This window comes from Agrobacterium larrymoorei (assembly GCF_013322225.1).
GTDB classification, from domain to species: domain Bacteria; phylum Pseudomonadota; class Alphaproteobacteria; order Rhizobiales; family Rhizobiaceae; genus Agrobacterium; species Agrobacterium larrymoorei_A.
Genome location: NZ_JAAMFB010000010.1, coordinates 63760 through 84194, shown reverse-complemented (window position 1 = coordinate 84194; position 20435 = coordinate 63760). Strand labels below are relative to the sequence as shown.

General features: G+C 57.6%; 23 protein-coding genes and 1 pseudogene. 21 read left to right on the top strand and 3 right to left on the bottom strand.

The genetic code is table 11. The features are described 5' to 3' along the window. Positions 1–101: 101 nt before the first annotated feature. The 8 genes from G6L28_RS05245 to rarD all read left to right on the top strand — a co-directional run bounded on the left by G6L28_RS05245 (position 102) and on the right by rarD (position 6939). Positions 102–557 carry a MarR family winged helix-turn-helix transcriptional regulator gene (locus tag G6L28_RS05245; protein WP_174062742.1) on the top strand — a complete coding sequence of 152 codons (456 nt, stop codon included), beginning with the start codon at positions 102–104 and terminating at the stop codon, positions 555–557. A 134-nt stretch (positions 558–691) separates the two neighbouring features. After that, positions 692–2248 (top strand): MFS transporter, encoded by a 1557-nt coding sequence (locus G6L28_RS05240; RefSeq protein WP_174062902.1) that lies wholly within the window; start codon positions 692–694, stop codon positions 2246–2248. Positions 2249–2266: 18 nt separating this feature from the next. Then, positions 2267–3334, top strand: coding sequence for an HlyD family secretion protein (locus G6L28_RS05235; protein WP_174062741.1), 1068 nt, complete (start codon positions 2267–2269; stop codon positions 3332–3334). Positions 3335–3371: 37 nt separating this feature from the next. After that, the gene (locus G6L28_RS05230) at positions 3372–3845 is read left to right on the top strand and encodes a GFA family protein (RefSeq protein WP_174062740.1); all 474 of its coding nucleotides are present in this window, start codon (positions 3372–3374) and stop codon (positions 3843–3845) included. Further along, on the top strand, positions 3845–4309 hold the full coding sequence (locus G6L28_RS05225; RefSeq protein ID WP_174062739.1) for a GFA family protein: 465 nt from the start codon (positions 3845–3847) through the stop codon (positions 4307–4309). Before G6L28_RS05230 ends, G6L28_RS05225 begins: the two co-directional genes overlap by 1 nt. Beyond that, complete coding sequence (locus G6L28_RS05220; RefSeq protein WP_174062738.1) at positions 4309–4794, top strand: GFA family protein; 486 nt, start codon at positions 4309–4311, stop codon at positions 4792–4794. Before G6L28_RS05225 ends, G6L28_RS05220 begins: the two co-directional genes overlap by 1 nt. Further along, complete coding sequence (gene pip, locus G6L28_RS05215; protein WP_174062737.1) at positions 4784–5740, top strand: prolyl aminopeptidase; 957 nt, start codon at positions 4784–4786, stop codon at positions 5738–5740. The genes G6L28_RS05220 and pip overlap by 11 nt, the downstream gene beginning before the upstream one ends. A gap of 284 nt (positions 5741–6024) precedes the next feature. Further along, positions 6025–6939, top strand: coding sequence for an EamA family transporter RarD (gene rarD, locus G6L28_RS05210; protein ID WP_174062736.1), 915 nt, complete (start codon positions 6025–6027; stop codon positions 6937–6939). 42 nt (positions 6940–6981) lie between these two features. Here rarD and G6L28_RS05205 read toward each other — a convergent pair whose 3' ends face one another. Continuing rightward, the gene (locus G6L28_RS05205; RefSeq protein WP_174062735.1) at positions 6982–7602 is read right to left on the bottom strand and encodes a TIGR00730 family Rossman fold protein; all 621 of its coding nucleotides are present in this window, start codon (positions 7600–7602) and stop codon (positions 6982–6984) included. A 156-nt stretch (positions 7603–7758) separates the two neighbouring features. Here G6L28_RS05205 and G6L28_RS05200 point away from each other — a divergent pair, with 156 nt between their 5' ends. From G6L28_RS05200 to G6L28_RS23035, 5 genes and pseudogenes are all read left to right on the top strand, one after another. Continuing rightward, positions 7759–9771 carry a LysM peptidoglycan-binding domain-containing protein gene (locus G6L28_RS05200; protein ID WP_174062734.1) on the top strand — a complete coding sequence of 671 codons (2013 nt, stop codon included), beginning with the start codon at positions 7759–7761 and terminating at the stop codon, positions 9769–9771. A 113-nt stretch (positions 9772–9884) separates the two neighbouring features. Further along, a complete protein-coding gene (locus G6L28_RS05195) occupies positions 9885–11771 on the top strand; it encodes an ABCB family ABC transporter ATP-binding protein/permease (RefSeq protein ID WP_174062733.1) in 1887 nt (628 codons plus the stop codon). A 239-nt stretch (positions 11772–12010) separates the two neighbouring features. Next, positions 12011–12712: pseudogene (locus G6L28_RS05190) on the top strand (phosphatidylserine decarboxylase); the annotation flags it as partial. Positions 12713–12735: 23 nt separating this feature from the next. Beyond that, positions 12736–13596, top strand: a complete 861-nt coding sequence (gene pssA / locus G6L28_RS05185; protein ID WP_174062731.1) for a CDP-diacylglycerol--serine O-phosphatidyltransferase — start codon at positions 12736–12738, stop codon at positions 13594–13596. A gap of 187 nt (positions 13597–13783) precedes the next feature. Further along, positions 13784–13912: a hypothetical protein gene (locus G6L28_RS23035; protein ID WP_272955835.1), complete on the top strand. Its 129-nt coding sequence runs from the start codon at positions 13784–13786 to the stop codon at positions 13910–13912. 199 nt (positions 13913–14111) lie between these two features. On the opposite strand, the gene G6L28_RS05180 is transcribed toward G6L28_RS23035, so the two are convergent. Continuing rightward, the gene (locus G6L28_RS05180; RefSeq protein WP_174062730.1) at positions 14112–14879 is read right to left on the bottom strand and encodes an SOS response-associated peptidase; all 768 of its coding nucleotides are present in this window, start codon (positions 14877–14879) and stop codon (positions 14112–14114) included. Between the two features lie 4 nt (positions 14880–14883). Then, positions 14884–15207, bottom strand: coding sequence for a YnfA family protein (locus G6L28_RS05175; protein WP_174062729.1), 324 nt, complete (start codon positions 15205–15207; stop codon positions 14884–14886). Between the two features lie 202 nt (positions 15208–15409). Here G6L28_RS05175 and G6L28_RS05170 point away from each other — a divergent pair, with 202 nt between their 5' ends. From G6L28_RS05170 to G6L28_RS05135, 8 genes are all read left to right on the top strand, one after another. Further along, a complete protein-coding gene (locus G6L28_RS05170; RefSeq protein ID WP_174062728.1) occupies positions 15410–15832 on the top strand; it encodes an NUDIX hydrolase in 423 nt (140 codons plus the stop codon). Positions 15833–15890: 58 nt separating this feature from the next. Next, the gene (locus G6L28_RS05165) at positions 15891–16322 is read left to right on the top strand and encodes a TIGR02301 family protein (RefSeq protein WP_174062727.1); all 432 of its coding nucleotides are present in this window, start codon (positions 15891–15893) and stop codon (positions 16320–16322) included. A gap of 105 nt (positions 16323–16427) precedes the next feature. Continuing rightward, positions 16428–16685 carry a hypothetical protein gene (locus G6L28_RS05160; RefSeq protein ID WP_174062726.1) on the top strand — a complete coding sequence of 86 codons (258 nt, stop codon included), beginning with the start codon at positions 16428–16430 and terminating at the stop codon, positions 16683–16685. Between the two features lie 14 nt (positions 16686–16699). Beyond that, complete coding sequence (locus G6L28_RS05155) at positions 16700–17449, top strand: hypothetical protein (protein WP_174062725.1); 750 nt, start codon at positions 16700–16702, stop codon at positions 17447–17449. A gap of 79 nt (positions 17450–17528) precedes the next feature. Next, positions 17529–18377 (top strand): YgfZ/GcvT domain-containing protein, encoded by an 849-nt coding sequence (locus G6L28_RS05150; RefSeq protein ID WP_174062724.1) that lies wholly within the window; start codon positions 17529–17531, stop codon positions 18375–18377. A gap of 39 nt (positions 18378–18416) precedes the next feature. Next, a complete protein-coding gene (locus tag G6L28_RS05145) occupies positions 18417–19001 on the top strand; it encodes a YfbR-like 5'-deoxynucleotidase (protein WP_174062901.1) in 585 nt (194 codons plus the stop codon). After that, entirely contained in the window at positions 18998–19516 is a 519-nt protein-coding gene (locus tag G6L28_RS05140; RefSeq protein ID WP_174062723.1) for a tyrosine phosphatase family protein, read from the top strand. The genes G6L28_RS05145 and G6L28_RS05140 overlap by 4 nt, the downstream gene beginning before the upstream one ends. A gap of 84 nt (positions 19517–19600) precedes the next feature. Next, complete coding sequence (locus tag G6L28_RS05135; protein WP_174062722.1) at positions 19601–20425, top strand: mechanosensitive ion channel family protein; 825 nt, start codon at positions 19601–19603, stop codon at positions 20423–20425. The last annotated feature ends 10 nt before the right edge of the window (positions 20426–20435 follow it).

The window sequence follows — 20435 nt, the reverse complement described above, 5'->3', positions numbered from 1 at the left end:
ACGGCATAGCTGCCAATCAGCGAAACCATCTTGAATTTCATCAAAAATAAAAATAGATAGGCTGAATATAGATAGCACACTAATTATAAGGCGCGATTACATTGTCCAGGGCGACGGAGAAAGAACAGCTCTTCGATGAGATGGCTGCCTTCAATCGCAAGCTCCGCTCGTTTTTCGATGCGCGGGTGGCTGAGAAGGGGCTGACGCTGGCGCGTGCGCGCACATTGTTCGCGCTTTCGCGCCGAGGCTCCCTCACACAAAAAGAGCTTGCCGAAGAGCTGGAAATAGAAACGCCGACGCTGGTGCGTTTGCTGGATGCCATGGAGAAACAAAATCTCATCGAACGGCGTTCTGACGAAACGGACCGGAGGGCGAAGCGGATTCATATGACGCCAGTCGGGCTCAATACATTCGAGGACGTGGATGCGCAGGCCAAGGCCATGCGGGCCGAGATCGCGGTGGATATTTCGACGGACGAAATCCGCGCAGCCCTGCAGGTCGTAAGGCGTCTGACGGGCAATCTGCAAAACCTCTCCGGGGAAAAGGTGCAGCCGTGAGTAACGCGATATCAAGCACGCCCGCAGCGCCTTTGGGAAAAGTCCCTCATGACGATGCCGTGGCGAGAAAGCCGGAGCAGGAAGTACCTGCGGCACCCCCTCAGCCTGCGGAAAAGTCGTTCCTTGAGAAGCTGATGTACTGCGGCGCCGGTCTTGCCTTCTTCATTACGCAGGGCCTGGGCATGAATATCGTCATGGCCAATATCTACCAGTTGCAGGGAGAATTTTCCGGCACGGTGGCGGAAATCGCCTGGCTTTCGGCGGCCTATATGGCGCCCTATGCCACCTTCTCCATCGCGCTGTTCAAGGTGCGCCAGCAATATGGCCTGCGGCCCTTTGCGGAAATCAGCATCATCGCTTTCGTGTTTGCATCCTGTCTCAATCTCTTCGTGACGGACCTGCATTCGGCCATCGTCGTGCGCTTCGTCAGCGGCATGGCGGCGGCACCGCTCTCATCGCTCGGCTTTCTCTATATCCTTGAGGCCTTCCCGGTGCAGCGCAAGCTGACGCTGGGGCTAAGCATTGCGCTGACCGGCACGCTGTTGTCATCGCCGCTGGCGCGCATCATCTCGCCAACGCTTTTGCAGATCGATGGCTGGCAGGCGCTTTACAGCATGGAAGTGGGCATGGCGCTTGCCGTGCTACCGATCATCTATTTGCTGCCGCTCACCCCGCCCCCGCGCGTAAAGGTCATCGAGCGTCTCGATATTCTAAGCTATTTGCTTTTCGCCGGTGGTCTGGGCTGCATGGCGGTGTTCCTCACGCTTGGCCGGTTTTACTGGTGGTTCGAAACCTGGTGGCTTGGCGTGCTGCTGGCGACCTCCATAGCGCTGTTGACCATGATGACCTTGATCGAACTGCCGCGAAAGAACCCGATGCTGGATCTGCGCTGGATCTTTTCGCGCACGAACCTGCATCTGATCGCGATCCTGTTGATCTACCGTGCTGTCTCTTCCGAGCAATCCTCGACAGCCGTCAGCCTTTACCAGCAACTCGGCATTCTCAACGACCAGACGATGGGGCTTTACGCGCTGATCATTCTGGCCACCATCCTTGGCGGCGCGGTCTGCGCTATGCTGATGCTGACGAAATATGTCGAGACAGCGCATATCATCGCCTTGTCCACGATTGCGCTCGGTGCTTTCATGGATAGCACTTCGACCAACCTGACGAGGCCGGAGCAGATGTATCTGAGCCAGGCAATGATCGCCTTCGGCGCTGCCATGTTCCTTCCGCCGGTGATGGCAAAAGGCTTCGGTGCGGCTTTGGCAAAAGGCCCGGCCTATCTCGTCAACTTCATTACCATCTTCCTGTTCACGCAGATAACAGGTTCCATGTTGACAACGGGGCTGCTCGGCTCCTTCGTGACGCTGCGGGAAAAATTCCACTCCAATATTCTCGTGGAAAGCATACTTCTGCAAAATCCGCAGGTGGCCCAGCGTGTCAGCCAGCTTTCGGCAGTTTACAGCCACGTCATCAATGACCCGGCACTGCTGAAGGCGGAAGGCTTGAGCCTGCTTGGCCAGCAGGTGACGCGCGAGGCCTATATTCTGGCCTATAACGATACCTTTTTGCTGATTTCAGTTTGCGCTGCTGCGGCACTTGCCATGCTGCTTCTCCATCTTGCGTGGTTGCGCATCAAGCCGCTTTTTGTCAGCGGGCAAGATGCAGCCGCTACCCCACAATCCTGATCGTTTAGAGTCCTAAAAATGCTAAAGAAGATTTTCACGCCTCTCACTCTCATCGTCCTTCTCGGCGGCATCGCCGGTGTTGCGCTGGTGCTTTACGCATGGCGCCTGCCGCCTTTCTCCAGTGCCGTGGAAATGACCGACAACGCCTATGTGCGCGGTTACGTCACGACCATGAGCCCGCAGGTTAGCGGTTACGTGGTGGATGTTCCGGTCAAGGATTATCAGGAGGTCAAGCAAGGCGACCTTCTGGCCAAGATCGATGACCGCATTTTCAAACAAAAGCTCGCGCAGGCCGAAGCGACGCTCGCCAGCCAGACGGCGGCCTTCGATAACTCCCGCCAGCAGGAAATTGCCGCCAACGCCAATATTCGCTCCAGCGAAGCGGCGGTGGATAGCGCAGAAGCCTCCCTGAAACAGGCCCAACTCTCTGCGGACCGTCAGGATAACCTCATCCGCAGCGGTGTCGGCACGTCCAGCCTTCAGGAAGAAGCGCAGGCCAATCTGGACAAGTCCCGCGCTGGCCTCTCACAGGCGAAGGCCGCGCAGGAAGTCGCGCGTCAGGACCTCCAGACGATCATCGTCAATCGCGGTTCGCTTCAGGCCGCGGTTGCCAATGCGCAAGCCTCGGTGGAACTGGCAAAGATCGACCTTCAGAACACGGAAATCCATGCGCCGCGGGATGGCAAGCTCGGTGAGGTCGGCGTTCGTGTCGGCCAATATGTGACGGCGGGCACGCAGCTGATGGCGGTCGTGCCGCATGAAATATGGGTGGTGGCTAATTTCAAGGAAACGCAGCTTGCCGGAATGGAAGTCGGCCAGCCCGTGACCATTTCCGTCGATGCCCTTCACCGCCGCAAGCTCAACGGCACGGTCGAGCGCTTTTCGCCAGCAGCGGGTTCCGAATTTGCCGTTATCAAGCCCGACAATGCCACTGGCAACTTCGTGAAAATTGCCCAGCGTATCGGCGTCCGGGTTTCCATAGATCCCGACCAGCCCATGGCAGCAGAGCTTTCGCCAGGTATGTCCGTTGTCGTCAGGGTCGATAAAAACTCCGCCCCGAAGATCGCGCAAACAGCGGCGAAGTGAGTTAGGATGGACGCAAAACACGGATAGGAGGGGCGTCATGACCATCTACACAGGCGGCTGCCAATGCGGCGCGATGCGGTTTCGTGTGGAAGGGACGCTCAAAGACAGCTCCATATGTCATTGCCGTATGTGCCAGAAGGCGTTCGGTGCATATTACGCGCCTCTGGTTTCCGTGCGTGGACAGATGTTCGAGTGGACGCGCGGTGAGCCGAAGCGCTTCCAGTCCTCCAACCACGTCAAGCGCGGTTTCTGCGCCGAGTGTGGCACCCCGCTGACCTATGAAGCACCGGATGGCATAGCGGTTGCGGCGGGTGCATTCGATGATCCATCCGCAATTCCACCCGTCATTCAATGGGGCGTCGAAAACAAGATCGGCTTCGTTGATAGCCTGCACCGGCTACCAGCGGAAGAAACAGAAGCTGATCTCACCTCGGCAAGTTTCATTTTCGATCTTGTTTCCTACCAGCATCCGGACCACGATACAGCCGAATGGCCAAGGGGAAAGATCTGATGAGCGAAACGGGATATTCAGGCGGCTGCCAATGTGGTGCGGTGCGTTTCCATGCGGGCAAGCTCGGCCGCCCATCCATCTGCCATTGCCGCATGTGCCAGAAACATTTCGGCAATTTCTTCGGCGCGCTCGTCACTGCCGATCAGGCGCACCTGACCTGGACACGCGGCCAGCCTACCCTTTTCCGCTCCTCGGCAAAAATCCATCGCGGTTTCTGCAACAAATGCGGCACACCACTGACCTATCATCACCCGGGCGGCGTCGAGATCGCCATCGGCGCCTTCGATCAACCGGAGCAGATCGAACCGCAGGTGCAGGTCAATGCCCACTTGCAGATGCCCTGGATCAAGGCGCTGTTCGACAAGCCCGAAGTACAGCAGAGCGTGGACGAGGCCAGCATCGTTTCATACCAGCATCCGGACCACGACACGGATGTCTGGCCACCTCAGGACAATGTGAACTGATGGCCGCAGCGGCACCTTCGGGCGGCTGCCAGTGTGGCGCAGTGCGCTACCGGATCGACGGCGACATCAGATATCCGCATGTCTGTCACTGCCGTATGTGTCAGAAAGCGTCCGGCAATTATTTTCTGCCGCTGGGCGCAAGTGGCCGAAACCGCTTCCAGATCACACGTGGCGCACCGGCCTGGTTCCACTCGTCCGATCATGTGCGCAGGGGTTTTTGCAGCGCCTGCGGCACGCCGCTGTTTTACGATATTCCCGGTACCGATTTCATCAACGTCACGCTTGGTTCGCTCGACGAACCGCAGCGGATAAGGCCGGAGGCCCAGTCTAATCTTACCGGCAAAATGAAATGGCTGGCTGAGCTCGACGATCTGCCCGCAGAGATTGAAGCTGAGAAAGATCCGTGCCAGACCATCACGAACAGGCAGCACCCTGACCATGATACGATTGACTGGCCACCACAGGAAAAACAGCATGACCAATGACCTGCGCAGCTTCTATCCCGAAATCGAACCCTTCGAAACAGGGATGCTGGACGTAGGCGACGGCCACACGATCTACTGGGAGCGGGTCGGCACCGAAGGCGCGAAACCTGCGGTATTCCTGCATGGCGGTCCCGGCGGTGGCGTCAATCCCACGCAACGCCGCGTGTTCGACCCCGCCCTTTATGACGTGATCCTTTTCGATCAGCGTGGGTGCGGACGCTCTACGCCACATGCCAGTCTGGAAGCAAACACCACCTGGCATCTTGTCTCCGACATGGAAAAGCTGCGCGAGAAATTCGGCTTTGAGACATGGCAGGTGTTCGGCGGCTCATGGGGCTCGACACTTGCCCTCGCCTATGCCGAAACCCACCCGGAGCGCGTTAGCGAGCTGGTACTGCGCGGCATATACACCCTGACGAAGGCTGAACTTGACTGGTACTACCAGTTCGGTGTTTCGGAAATGTACCCGGATCGCTGGGAAACGTTTATCGCGCCCATTCCCGAAGCCGAACGCGGCGAAATGATGCGCAGCTACAATCGCTACCTCACCGGCCATGACGAAGCCAAGAAACTGGAATGTGCCAAGGCATGGAGCCAATGGGAAGGCGCAACCATTTCGCTGGTGACCGATCCGGACAGGGTGGATGCGTTCGGCGAGGCTGATTACGCCATCGCTTTCGCTCGCATCGAAACCCACTATTTCGTCAATGCAGGCTGGTTCGAAGAAGGCCAGCTCCTGCGCGATGCCCACAAGCTGAAGGACATTCCCGGGGTCATCGTGCATGGTCGCTACGATATGCCCTGCCCGCTCAAGACCGCATGGGATCTAGCCAAGGCCTGGCCGAGAGCGGATTTCCATATCGTCGAGGCGGCGGGCCATGCGCTGAGTGAACCGGGCATTCTCGACCAGTTGATCCGCGCAACGGATAGATTTGCTGGGAAGTAGTCGAAGCCTTCGCCTCTTATGACGTCACCCTCGGGCCTGTCCCAAGCATCTCCGGGGTTGAGACCGGCTTCCGGAAGCCAAGCACCTGGAAGAACCGATACCGCATCAAATCACGAATCTTACCAGCCATTTAAATGATTTGGCTTACAGTTCGATTCACGCACTTCATGCCAGGTTTCAACGATGTGAAGCTTTTCTCATCGGAAGCTTCACGGAAATGAATTGGTATATAACGTCAAACAGGAATACTGCGGTGATATCCCAACCCGTTTGGCAGAAGTCCCATGGCAATGAACCCTACTCTTCAGGCTCCGCAGGCAGGCGATAGCGCGCGTGGCTTCGTTTACGCTCTTACAGCCTATGTATTGTGGGGGTTTCTGCCGTTTTACATGAAGGCCGTGGCGCATATTTCGCCTCTGGAGATCATCGTACACCGCGTGGTCTGGTCAGTGCCGATTGCGGCGATCGTTCTTATCGTTCTGGGCCGCACGGCGGAAATCCGTCAGGCGCTGACGACCCCCAAAATGCTTGCCATGGCCTGCCTCACGGCATCGCTCATAAGTGTGAACTGGGGCATCTATATCTGGGCCATCGGCTCCGGCCACGCGCTCGATGCGGCGCTCGGTTACTTCATCAATCCCTTGTTCAGCATCATGCTGGGCGCAATCCTGCTGAAAGAGAAGCTGAGCCGCGTTCAGATGGCTGCAATCTCTCTCGTCGCGCTGGCCGTCGCCCTGCTCACCTGGAATGCCGGCGGCGTGCCGTGGGTGGCAATCGCTCTCACCGTGTCCTGGGGTTTTTACGCATTTTTCCGAAAGACGCTGCCCATCGGACCAACGCAAGGTTTCCTGCTGGAAGTTCTGCTGCTAACCCCGCCTGCCCTTGCCTTCATCATCTATCTCGCCTTCACCGGCCAAGGCCATTTCGCGGGAGGCTCAAGCAGCGATACATGGCTGCTCGCGGCCAGCGGCCTGATCACGGCAATCCCGTTGATACTCTACGGCAATGGTGCAAAGCTTTTGAAACTTTCGACGATCGGTATCATGCAATATATCGCGCCATCGATGATCTTCGTGATCGCCATCTTCGTGTTCCGCGAACCCTTCGACACAGTGCGGCTGATCGCCTTCGTCATGATATGGTCGGCGTTGATAATCTACACCGTTCCAGGCCTGCTCAAAGGCAGGCACACACGGTAAGCCTTCAGCCTCTGGAGCGCTTCATCGTTAAATAGAAGCGTTCTATAACTGCGAAATTACCGACGGATCGCCCTCGGGATTTTGTTGTGCCTCAGCGCGCTCGATGACTGCCGGAACGATGTCCTTTATATCGCTGATCACCAGCGGATTGAGCAGATGCGCCCGATGGATAAAGCCCTGATCGCGCATATGGCGGATCAGTTCGAGCATCGGGTCCCAGAAACCGTTGATGTTTGCAAAGACCATCGGCTTGGCATGGCGGCCAAGCTGCGCCCAGGTCATGATCTCCACGATCTCTTCCAGAGTGCCGATCCCGCCCGGCAGTGTCACGAAGGCATCCGATCTTTCAAACATCATGTGCTTGCGCTCATGCATGTCCTTGGTGATCACAAGTTCGTTCAATTGGCCAAGGGAATGGCGTGTGGCTTCCATGTCCACGAGAAATTCGGGTATGATGCCCGTAACCTCGCCACCAGCAGCAAGAACGCCGCTCGCAACGGCACCCATAATGCCCTTGGTTCCGCCTCCATAGACGAGGCGAATGCCGTTTTCAGCAATGGTCCTGCCAAGTGCGCGGCCGGATTCCATGTAGGCAGGATCGCGCCCTGGCTGAGAACCGCAATAAACACAGATGGATCGAATCGATTGGTTTTTACTCGTCATGCCCCGCACCGAACTACGGGGGACCAGTTACGTCAAGAAAATTTGGGGAATGAGGTTGCATAACCGGCCCGTTTAACGTGAGAACGCTTGTATGGCAGGCACTAAAACGCTATCGCTCGGCAATAATATTGCGAGAAATATACCCGGAGAGTCATGATGAAAAACAAAAGGGCCGGATTGCTGGCGCTTATCGTTCTTGGCGTCGCAACGCTACTCATGGTCTTCTTCGTTTTGCCGCGCATGTCGGTCGATGACATTCCCGCCGGAAACGCAACCAACGAAGCGGCAAACGGCAATCAGAATGGCGGCCAGACCGAGGGCGAAAAGCCGGGCGAGCTGCTTTCAGATTCGGCGAAGGAAACGGCAACCATTGCCGACAAGGTTGGTCGTCTCGCGGAATCCGCAACCCAGTCCATCAAGGAAATGACGGGGCTCTTTGCTGGCAACACTATTCCATCGAATGAGCAATTCGCCGCAGCTCGCGCAAAGGTCGAAGCTTCGCTTCGGGAATTGAACAATGTCGATATTCCTGAAACGCTCGATGAAACCACATCGCGGTTGATCACGACCGCACGCACTGCTGCCGAACGGGCAATGGCCTTCCTGCGTGGTCTGCCTACGGATCCTAATGCGGCAGCGGCACAGGTGCGCCGTCTGGCTGGCGTGTTCGCCGGAACGGATGATGGTGCGGCGAGACCGGAAGCACCTGCTGAAGCCGCGGCCCAAACACCCGCAACTCCCGCCGCCCCGCAGGGCGATGCGGCGCAGCTTCCAAGCTTCGATGTATTGCGTGTGGAGCCGGATGGCTCCGCCGTCATCGCAGGCAAGGCACAGCCGGGCTCGGAATTGGAAATCATCAATAAAGGTCAGGTCATCGCCAGGGCACCTGTCGAAAGCAGCGGCGATTTCGCAGCCGTCCTCGACAATCCTCTGTCGCCGGGAGATCACGAGCTTGTTTTGCGTTCCACGAACAAGGACGGCAAGGTTTCGGAATCTCGGGACGTAGCCACCGTTTCCGTTCCGAAAGAGAAGAATGGTGAATTGCTGGCCATGGTGACGACACCTGGCAAGGCAAGCCGGGTTCTGGCCATGCCGGATGCCGCTCCCTCCGACCTGCATACACCGGCGGCACCCCAGCCTGATAATGCGGCTGCGACGTCCGCCCCAACGGCTCCCGCCACCGCTGAAACCGCATCGACCCGTGTCACGGCTGTGGAATTCGATGGCTCGAAGATATTCATCGCTGGCTCGGCCCCCGCAGGGACAATGGTTCGCGCTCTCGTGGATGACGCCCGTATCGGGCAGGCACGGGCAGAAGCGTCCGGCAGTTTCGTCATAGAAGGCGATGTCCAGCTTTCCGTCGGCAACCACATCATCACGGCGGAAGCGCTGGATGGCGCAGGCAATGTTTCCGTTCGCGTTCGCGTGCCATTCGCACGACCTGAAACGGATCAGGCGACCGTTGCCATGCAGCAGGAGCCATCGTCCCCTTCGTCTGGCGCGTCCACCGCGCAGACTTCGGCGGCGGTCGTCAGCGATCTGGCAGCATTCGAGGCCCTTCGCACGGAAGTCTCCAAGGCTTTCGGTATTCTTTCCAACCTTTATCAGGATGGAAAGACGCCTGCACTGGATGAAGTTGCTGCGGCCAAATCAGCAACCGTCATCGCGCTTCGTTCGCTTTCGGAATTCCGCACGGCTGCAACTGCCGACGCCGCGTTCACAGCTTTCGTCAACGATATCGCCGCCAAGGCGCGCTCAGTTCTTGATACTGTCGATGGCTTGCCCAATGATGTGGCCGCGGTTGGCAGGGCTATAGGCGATCTGACGGCGCGCATGGCCGAGCTCAATGCGGCGGCACCCGCATCGGTCACCTCCGGTTCCGCCTCTCCTGCGCAGTCTCCTGCCCCAGCCGCCTCTGGCCCAAAGACATTCGAGCAGGCACCGCTGGCGCATAGCGACAGCACCGTCATCATCCGTCGGGGCGATACGTTGTGGCAAATCTCGCGTCGCGTTTACGGCCAGGGTGTTCGCTACACCACCATCTATCTCGCCAACCAGGAGCAGATCAAAAATCCTGACCTGATCGAGCCCGGCCAAATCTTCGGTGTGCCAGAAAAGGCTTTGCCCGATGCAGAGGAAATCCATCGCAAGCGGTTGAAGAGCCAGTAATCCAAGCGTGCTCGGCATTGCAAAGCCAGCCTGCTAATATTATCTAGCGAAGAGCACGGCGGCCTGTGAGCCGCCGTCTTGCTGTCTGCACCCGGCAGACGCCGGAGTGAAGAATGGCCGACCAGAAAAAGACGATTTCAGCGGATTCCAGCAATCCGATGCAGACCCTCATCAACCTGTGGCCTTACATGTGGCCGCAAGGCAGGCCTGACCTGAAGATGCGGGTGGTGTGGGCCACCATCTTCCTCATTGTTGCCAAGCTTGTGCTGATATCCGTTCCCTATTTCTTTAAATGGGCAACGGACGCGCTGAACGGCAAGCTGGACATGGCGGGGCTCGTCCCCGTCTTCCTGCTTGGTGCAGTATCGCTCGTCATCGCCTATAACTTGACGCGGCTCGTCCAGGTCGGGCTCAACCAGCTTCGCGACTCGCTGTTTGCCAGCGTCGGCCAGCATGCGGTACGCCAGCTTGCCTATAAGACTTTCGTTCACATGCACCGGCTTTCGCTACGCTTTCATCTGGAACGCAAGACGGGCGGGCTTTCGCGCATTATCGAACGCGGTACGAAGGGCATCGAAACGATTGTCCGCTTCACCATTCTCAACACCGCGCCAACTTTCATCGAATTCCTGCTGACAGCCGTCATCTTCTGGCTATCCTACGGCTTCTGGTATGTCTTCGTCACCGTGCTGACCGTCTGGGCCTATATCTGGTTCACGGTAAAGGCCAGCAACTGGCGTATTTCCATTCGCCGCACGATGAATGACAGCGACACCGACGCCAATACCAAGGCCATCGACTCGTTGCTGAACTTCGAAACCGTGAAGTATTTCGGCAATGAGGATATGGAAGCCCGCCGCTTCGATGCCTCCATGGCGAAGTATGAGAAGTCCGCAACTGCCATCTGGACCTCGCTTGGCTGGCTGAACTTCGGTCAGGGTGTCATCTTCGGCCTCGGCTCGGCGATCATGATGGTGATGTCCGCGCTTGCCGTGCAGCGCGGCGAACAGACCATCGGCGATTTCGTCTTCATCAATGCGCTGCTGTTGCAGCTTTCCGTACCGCTGAACTTCATCGGCTTCGTGTATCGCGAAATCCGTCAGGGCCTGACCGATATCGAAGAGATGTTCGATCTACTGGAAGTTCAAGCGGAAGTGATAGACGCCCCGGATGCAAAACCCTTGCAAGCTGGCCCCGGCGCGTTGAGCTTCCGAGACGTCCATTTCGCCTATGATCCGGAGCGCCCCATCCTCAAGGGCATCTCCTTCGATGTGCCTGCGGGTAAAACGGTGGCCATCGTTGGCCCGTCCGGCGCGGGAAAATCCACCATCTCCCGGCTACTCTATCGGTTTTACGATATTCAGGATGGCGAGATCACCATCGATGGGCAGGATATTCGCGGCATCACGCAAAAGAGTCTTCGTTCCGTGATAGGCATGGTGCCGCAGGACACGGTCCTGTTCAACGATACGCTGGCCTATAACATCCGATATGGTCGTCCGGATGCCACAGACGCTGAACTGACGGCTGCGGCCAATGCAGCCCAGATCAGTGGTTTCATCGGCAAACTGCCCGGCGGCTATCAAACAATGGTCGGCGAGCGCGGTCTCAAGCTCTCAGGCGGAGAGAAGCAGCGCGTGGCGATTGCCCGCACGATTTTGAAGGCGCCGCCCATCCTCATTCTGGATGAAGCAACCTCTGCACTCGACACGCATACGGAACAGGAAATCCAGAGCGCACTGGACACCGTTTCGCAAAATCGTACCACGCTCGTTATTGCTCACCGGCTGTCGACCGTCATCGGCGCGGATGAGATTATCGTCCTGAAAGACGGCAATATCGCCGAGCGCGGCACGCATTCCTCACTGATGATGGCGGGTGGGCTTTACGCCTCCATGTGGAGCCGTCAGCGCGAGGCCATTCAGGCGGAAGAGCGGCTGCGTGAAGTGCGCGAGAAAGACGATCTCGGCGTCGTGGACCGTGGCGAGCCCGCGCATTGACACATCCATTCCGAAACTGTGCCGCGTTTTGCGAAAACGCCATGTACTGACGCGGGATAAAGCCTGTGGATCATGTGCAACACATTGCTCAGGCGGCTTTTTGCCTGTAGTCACCTTAGCGTGTTTTTGTCGCGCACGGCGTGAATATGGTCGTGAAGCGACTATATGAAGCCTGTTGCGCAACAAGCCGTTTGTTCTGACGCCGCTGACGCGCTCAAGCTAAAACCGGAGAAGAAAGATCAATGAACCTGTTCGATACCATTCGCAACACCATCGTACCGATCCATAAGGAAGGCTACGTTTTTGTTGCGGCGTTCTTCGTGGCATCGCTGGTGCTCGGCTGGATCGCTGAGCCTCTCTTCTGGGTCGGCATGGTTCTGACCGCGTGGTGCGCCTATTTCTTCCGCGACCCGGAGCGCGTTACGCCGCAGGATGACGATCTCATCGTAAGCCCTGCCGATGGCACCGTTTCGGCTATCCAGACCGTTGTTCCGCCGCTGGAACTGGAACTCGGCAAGGAGCCGATGGTCCGCGTTTCCGTGTTCATGAACGTGTTCAACTGCCACGTTAACCGCTCGCCGGTTCGCGGCCGTATCGTGAACGTCTCCTATCGTCCCGGCCTGTTTTTGAATGCCGAAGTGGACAAGGCTTCAGAAGACAATGAGCGCAACGGTCTCGTCATCGAAACCGCGCACGGCAAAGTTGGCGTGGTACAGATCGCAGGCATGGTTGCCCGCCGGATCGTCTGCTGGGTGAAGCCGAATGAGCCCGTCGATGCTGGCGAGCGCTTTGGCCTCATTCGTTTCGGTTCGCGTCTCGACATCTTCCTGCCGGAAGGCTTCCAGCCGCGTGTGTCCGTTGGCCAGACCGCTATTGCGGGTGAAACCGTTCTGGCAGAATTCGGTTCTACCAAGGGCGCGGTCATCAGCCGCCGCGGATAAGACTTGTACGAGGGAGCTGCTCCATGGATACGCCGACACCGCAGCCGGAAACCAATGGCAAGCCGGAATTGACCAATGACAGCGGGCGCGGCCCGCGTCTTCGTGAAATTCCACTGCGGCTCGTCATACCAAATCTCGTTACGGTGCTGGCGATCTGCGCGGGCCTGAGCGGCGTGCGTCTGGCCTTCGAAGGCCGGTTCGAACTTGCCGTCGCCATGGTGCTGCTCGCCGCGTTCCTCGATGGTATCGATGGCCGCCTCGCCCGCATGATGAAGGCGACCTCGAAATTCGGCGCGCAGATGGATTCGCTTGCCGATATCGTCAATTTCGGCGTCGCTCCTGCGCTTGTCCTTTATGCCTATGTCCTCGATCAGGCCCGCTCCTTCGGCTGGATCGCTGCCCTTATTTACGTCATCGCCGCCGGGCTTCGGCTTGCCCGCTTCAATGTGATGATCGAGCGCGAGGTAAAAGCTCCCTGGCAAAACGAGTTCTTCGTCGGCGTTCCCGCGCCTATGGGTGCCATGCTCGTGCTGCTGCCGGTTTATCTGGGCTTCATCGGCGTGGAACCCGGAAAGACATTCGGTTACATCTCGGCCTTCTATACCGTGCTGATCGGCTATTTCCTCATCAGCCGCCTTCCTGTCTGGTCCGGCAAGTCGGAAAGCAGTATTCGCCGCGACCGCGTTCTGCCTGCCATCCTCATCGTCGTGCTTTATGTGGCGCTGCTGATGAGCTTCACCTGGGAAGTGCTGATCGTAACGGTTGCCGCATATCTCATCTTCCTGCCGTTCAGCGCCCGCCTATGGCACAAGCGCTACGGAACGTTGACGATTGAGGAAGATGCGCATGGCGAAGCGGGCAATGGGTTGGATCGGGGTCTCTGACAATCTCCCCGCTCGGCAACGGAAGGTTTAAATTCGGTTAATCTTCGGTATGGCGTGAACACAAAATGTCGCAGGCTGCAATTTTCAATTGATTGAAATCGCCTCGAATTCGTCACGATTTCACACCAGAGAATTCATCACACAAGTCGTAGAATCGATGACTTTAAAAAAATCTCTGGAGAGTGGAATGACTGAAACAAAGAAGATCGAAGCCCCTGCGAAACCGGACCTGAACAGCCATTACCGTCCGCTGGGCCTGAAGGCCGTTGCTGCCGCTGCGATGATGCTGAAGCGTACGCAGGTAAAGCCTGCCTAAAGGTTGGTGCCTTGTCCGTCATGCCTCACTTTGTCGGGAATGAAGAGGCACCGCCTTTCCCCCTTCTGAAGCGATTAAAAAAGATGGAAACGGCGCGGTATATTTTCCTCTCCCCTTGGGAGAGGATAGAAAATCTCGACTTTAAGCGGAGCTAAACTCTAGATTCTTGGTGAGGCGTTCGGCTTTTTCAAACCCTCCCTTAAAACAGAGACAACTGCTCATCATCCCTCTTCACCAATTTCGCCACCGGTGGCAGGACCTCCGCGGCCGACGCTGGCTCGATCAAATCCGGTCCGGTATTGGCAACCTTGTTCACCCGATCGGACACCGGGATCATCTCGAAGAAATCGTCGTCTGCCGCCATCATCAAATCGGCCACCTCGCGCGGTTCCTGCGTCTTGCAGTCGAGCCAACGACTAAAATCCTCCGGCGAAATAACCACCGGCATCCGGTCATGAATTCGTGCGATGGAGTGATTGGCGGCGGTCGTCAGGATTGCGCCCGTATCCACTTCAGAACCATCGGCGGATGACCATGTCTCCATCAGACCCGCAAAAGCGACGATACCACCGCGCTTCGGTTTGATGTAATAAGCTTGCGGCTTGACACCCTCTTCCTTGGGCGGCCTTTTCCACTCGTAGAAACCGGTCGCCGGGATCAAAACGCGACGGTGGCGCATGGCAGCGCGGAAAGAGGCCTTGCCGATGGCCGTCTCGGAGCGGGCATTGATGAGCAGCGGAAACTCTTTCGGGTCTTTCACCCAACCGGGCATGAAACCCCAACGCACCAGGACGGCCTGGCGGTTCGGCAGGTTGCTCCCCGGTTCCGGACGGCTCCCTTCTACAACGACGAGCACGGGCTGCGTCGGCGCGATGTTGAAGCGGGCCGGAAAATCATCAAGACCGATCAGATCGAGATATTCCGCCACCTCTTCCGGCGTCGCGTTGAGCACGAAACGACCGCACATGCGCCTAGCCCCTCGGTCCGAACAGGATCAGCGATGCACCGGCTAGGCAGATCGCACCGCCTGCGAAATCCCACCGATCCGGTACATGTCCCTCGACGCTCCACAGCCAGATGAGCGAAGCGACGATGTAAATGCCGCCATAGGCCGCATAAGCCCTGCCAGCCGCCTCGCTCGGCACCAGCGTGAGCAACCATGCGAATGCCGCAAGCGATACCATGCCGGGCACAAGCCAGACCACGGACGTTCCCATCCGCAGCCAAGCCCAGAAGGCGAAACACCCGGCGATTTCGGTAAGCGCAGCAGCGGCGTAGATGAAGTAAAGCTTCATGGGTGGTCCCGATGCGCGATTGATTCTCTGCCTGTCAGCATAGCGTTTTCAAACAGATGCGCCCACATCTCACGTCATGATCGCTCGCAAATACAGAGAAGCGCGTGCCATGCCCGCCTTGAATTTTCTTTATTAAAAGGCGCTGCCACGTTTCCAGCAAGGTTGCAGTCATAGTCTGGGTCAATTCAGATAGAGAGCCTCAATGCCATTTCCCCACCCAGCATCTTCCGCCATCGTTCGTCGTGGAGACCGCCTGCTCCTCGTGCGCAGAATAAATCCACCATCGCAGGACATGTTTGCTTTTCCGGGTGGTCGGGGTGAGCCGGGAGAGACCTCGGCGGAGACGGCATTGCGCGAACTGTTTGAAGAAACAGGCATCGCCGCGCATCATCCACAGCTTTTCGCGACTTATGATTTGCCCAGTCACGACGCCGACGGGCGGCTGACGAGCCACTTCTTCCTCTGCGTATTCCTGGTGGAAGCAGACGAGAACGCAACCGTTCTGGCGGCGGATGATGCCGCGGATGCGGGATGGTTCACTCTGGAAGAAATATCTTCATTGCCGACACCCGAAAGTGTTCTGGAATGCGCGCAAAGACTGCTGGGCAGTTGCAATGAAAGCTAGAATCGCGGCTATCTGCTTTGAGATCAACAAAAGTAAACATTGGGTAGTGCGTAGGTTTATGGGTCAGCGGGTCGGTCTTCTACCAACTGTTGTCGTGTGTGCGGTTCTGCCGTTCGCCGCGCCTGCCGTCGCACAGCCCAAGGTAATACAGGCTCAACCGCCCGCTCAGACACAAGAGAACAAGCCTGCACCCTATGACGACAAGCTGGCGAGACTTTCCGAAATTCTGGGTGCCGTTCAATATCTGCGCACACTGTGCCCGGCGACCGGGACTGAAGAGTGGCGCAAGTCGATGAGCAATCTTCTGGCAGCCGACACCGCTACCGAGCCGCACCGTCGCCAGCGGATGACCGCCGCATTCAACCGTGGATACCGCACCTTTGCCGCAGTGCACACCAGTTGCACGCCCGCTGCGATATCGGCCGAAGAGAAATACCGTAACGAAGGCGCAACACTGGCGCAGGAAATCGCGTCGAGGTTCGGAAATTAGGGGTTTATTAACCTGTTTTCGCCGCAGGGCGTGCCGTTTTGATAAAAGACTGTTAGAGTTGTTAACAGGGTGGTAACGACTTGAACGCCCTGTCGAGGATGTAAGATGCAAACAAGCCGTAACGAAATCCACGATATGATCGCGCATGAAAAGATGCAGGTCGCTCTGGAACATCAAAACGAAGCCTGGGCTGATGGTATGGCCGATGGCATCGAGCCGGAGATCATCGCAGATGCCGCTATCGCTCTGGCCATGCGCGAAACCATCCGCATTCATGGTGAAGCGGGTGCTGAAGCCATGCTCGAATCATTGCGTCAGCGGATGCTCGCTGGTGAATTTTCCCCGCAGCGGATCGTTCAGTAAGCGGGAGTATACCGATGTCTTTTGCTCGTCCTGATTTCACGCGGTCTGCCACCGCGCTTTCCATCGTTTTTGCGCTGACGCTTTCGCTGACCGGCCTTCCGCACGCCGCTTACGCGCTCTCCGAGCTCAAGCCCGGCCCTGGTGTGCCTGCACAGCAGACGGAAACACCGGAAGCAAAGGAAAACGCGGAACCGCTCCAGATCGAGGGCGATGCGCAAGGCATCCCCATGCCGGACCCTCTCGTCAATCGAACGACTGGCGAGCAGGAATCGGCCTCCGAACAGGACAATGCGCCGAAGATCTCTGCGGAGATCCAGCATGATATCAGCAAGGCACCGGAGCCCGTTCGTAGCCTTCGCCAGTTGATTATCGATGCCGCTTCCACCGGCGATATCGAAAAGCTGCGCCCACTCATCAACCCCGGCCCGAACCAGACCCGCATCGAGGGTGAGGGCGACGATCCGGTCGCCATCCTCAAGAGCTTCTCCGGCGACCCGGAAGGACTGGAGGTCTTGGCGATTATCCTCGACCTGCTTTCTACCGGCTATGCCCATGTGGATGCTGGAACACCGGATGAAATGTACATCTTCCCCTATTTCGCGGGCAAAGCGCTGAACACGTTGACACCGCCGGAAAAGGTCGAGCTTCTGCGCATCATCACGGCAGGCGATTTGGCGGATATGCAGGATTACGGAAACTATAGCTTCTACCGAATCGGCATTTCGCCCGATGGTCAGTGGAAGTTTTTCGGTGCGGGCGACTAACCGAGCGCAATTGCCTTACGCTTGCCCTGAGCCGCCAAAAATCCTAACTGTGGGATGAACCAAGCTGAACGGTAGTCCCATGTCATCCGCCTTTTTAACAGATCGCAAATTCATCCGTGTCTCTGGAACCGGCGCTACGGATTTCCTGCAAAACCTCATCTCGGCAGAAATAGAAGCACTACCCAAGGGCGAGGCGCGGATGAGCGCTCTGCTGACGCCGCAGGGTAAAATCCTGTTCGAATTCCTGATCTGGCGCGACGGCGACGGTTATGTGCTGGAAACCGGTTCGGACCAGCAAGATGCGCTTTTGCGCCGTCTGACCATGTACAAGCTGCGTGCTCCTGTCGATCTTGCAGCTCTCGATGTCGAGGGCGTCTGCGTTTTCTGGGATCAGGACGCGCCGGAAGGCAGTGTAAAGGACGGACGTTTCGCCAAGGCTGGTATAGCACTTCATCGCTTGCCCGGTTGCTCGTCCGAAGGCAGCGCTGCAGATTATGACGCGCTGCGTATTGCCAACGGCATTGTCGTTGCCGGCACCGATTACGCCCTTCAGGACGCCTTTCCTCATGATGTGCTGATGGATGTGAATGACGGCGTTTCCTTCCGGAAAGGCTGCTTTGTGGGTCAGGAAGTCGTCTCTCGCATGAAACATCGCGGTACGGCGCGGCGACGTGTCGTGATCGTATCCGCCGAAAACACCTTACCCGCCACCGGCACGGAAATCACAGCAGGCGGCAAACCCATCGGTGTGCTTGGCACGGTCAATGGCACGCAGGGACTGGCGATTGTTCGTACCGACCGCGCCGCCGATGCTATGGCATCCGGCAATGCGATGACGGCGGAAGGCGTTACCCTGTCCGTTGTCCTCCCCGCATGGAGCGGCTTGAGCTTCCCCGCGGTCGATCCTGCGGCCAGCGCAGAGGACTGATCGGTGGTTGCCCCTAAGATACCGCGTGCATGGCAGCGCATGCTTTCGGGCAGGCGGCTTGATTTGCTCGATCCTTCACCGCTTGACGTGGAGATTGCCGATATCGCCCATGGGCTGGCGCGTGTGGCGCGATGGAATGGGCAGACGCGGGGCGATCATGCATTTTCCGTCGCTCAACACAGCCTGATCGTAGAAGGCATCTTCTGCCATATGAACCTCTCCACGACGCCCGACGACATGCTGATGGCATTGCTGCATGATGCGCCGGAATACGTCATCGGAGACATGATTTCACCCTTCAAATCCGTAGTTGGCGGTGGCTACAAGAGCGTGGAAAGACGGCTGGAAGCGGCCGTTCACCTGCGCTTTTCCCTTCCTCCTCACGCCTCCCGGGAGTTGAAGGACCGCATCAAGAAGGCTGATACCATTGCAGCTTTCTTCGAGGCCACCGAACTTGCCGGTTTCTCCATGGTAGAAGCACAAAAGTTCTTCGGCCTGCCACGAGGCATCACCAAGGACATGGTCGAGATCGAGCCGCTTCCGGCGCTTGATGCGCAACAGAGATTCATGGAGCGCTTTCAGGCAATCGAAACACTGCGCGCCGCTGCAAAAGGTGCTGCATGACCGCCATTGTCGTTTCACCTCTTTCTCTTATCGGGGAAATGGCCGTGCGCCATAAATCCCGAGAGATGATAACGCTGATTGCGAAAGAGCAGGCATTTCATCGACCTGCCGTTATTTCCGCAGAGCGCCATCTGACCTTGCAGATGAACGACATCACCTTCAAGGGTAACGACAAGCTGATCGCTCCAGACGATGTTCACGTCGAAAGGCTTATCGAGTTTACAAGACAGTGGGACCAATCCGCCCCGCTTTTGATCCACTGCTGGATGGGCGTTTCCCGCTCCCCCGCAGCTGCCGTTATTGCAGCACTTGCGCTTCATCCAGAGCAGGACGATGCCGAACTTGCTGGCCGGCTGCGTGGTGCTTCCCCTTATGCAACGCCGAACACCCGCATCATCGAAATCGGTGACAGACTGCTTAGTCGTGGCGGAGCACTGGTAGCGGCGATCAAGAAAATCGGTCGCGGTGCGGACGCCGATGGCAGCGCGCCATTCGTGCTTCCGCTTCGTGGCTGAGGGACATTTTGGGCGGAACCGGCAGGAAGGTCGCTCGTTACCAAACCGGATGAGTCTTTAAAAAAGCAAAACAAGGGCGGTTTAATGGAACAGCAGGCATCGGAATTCATCGTCGCGTCACAGGCGGCACTTCGCCAGGCAAGCGCGCTGATGGTGCAATATTCCTTCTCGATCGTCGGCGCGCTGCTTCTTCTGATCGTTGGCTGGATTGCGGCGATGCTTCTGCAGCGCTGGTCATTTGAAGGGCTATCGCGCATTCGCGGTTTTGATGAAACGCTTGCCCGGTTCTTCTCCGGCGCGGTGCGCTATATCGTGCTGATCCTCGTTCTTGTCATGGTACTTGGTCAGTTCGGCGTACAGACGGCTTCTATCCTCGCAGCTCTCGGCGCTGCCGGTTTGGCGGTCGGCCTTGCGCTCCAGGGAACCTTGCAGAATATTGCAGCGGGCATCATGCTGTTGGTGCTGCGGCCGTTCCGCGTCGGTGAATATATCGAAACCTCCGCCGTCACCGGCACTGTGATCGAAATCGGGCTCTTTGCGACAGAACTCAAGACGAGCGACGGTCTCTACAGACTTGCGCCCAACTCCACCCTGTGGAACGTGCCGATTACCAATTACAGCCGTTTTCCATCGCGTCGCCATGAACTGAGCGTAAACGTGCCGAGAGGCGAAAGCCTGAAAGAAGCACAGGACATGTTGATGCAGGTCGCCCGCTCCGACAGCCGCGTCCTGCTGGACCCGGCACCGACGACATTCATCGATTCTGTCAGCGGCGATGGTGCAAGCGTCACTCTGCGTTACTGGGCGCGCAGCGAAAACTGGTTCGCGACTACCCGTGATGTGACCAAGGCAATGAAGCTGGCATTCGATGAGCGGGATGCACAGGTGAGCGCCCAGCCTGCGGAGTAAGAAAAGACCG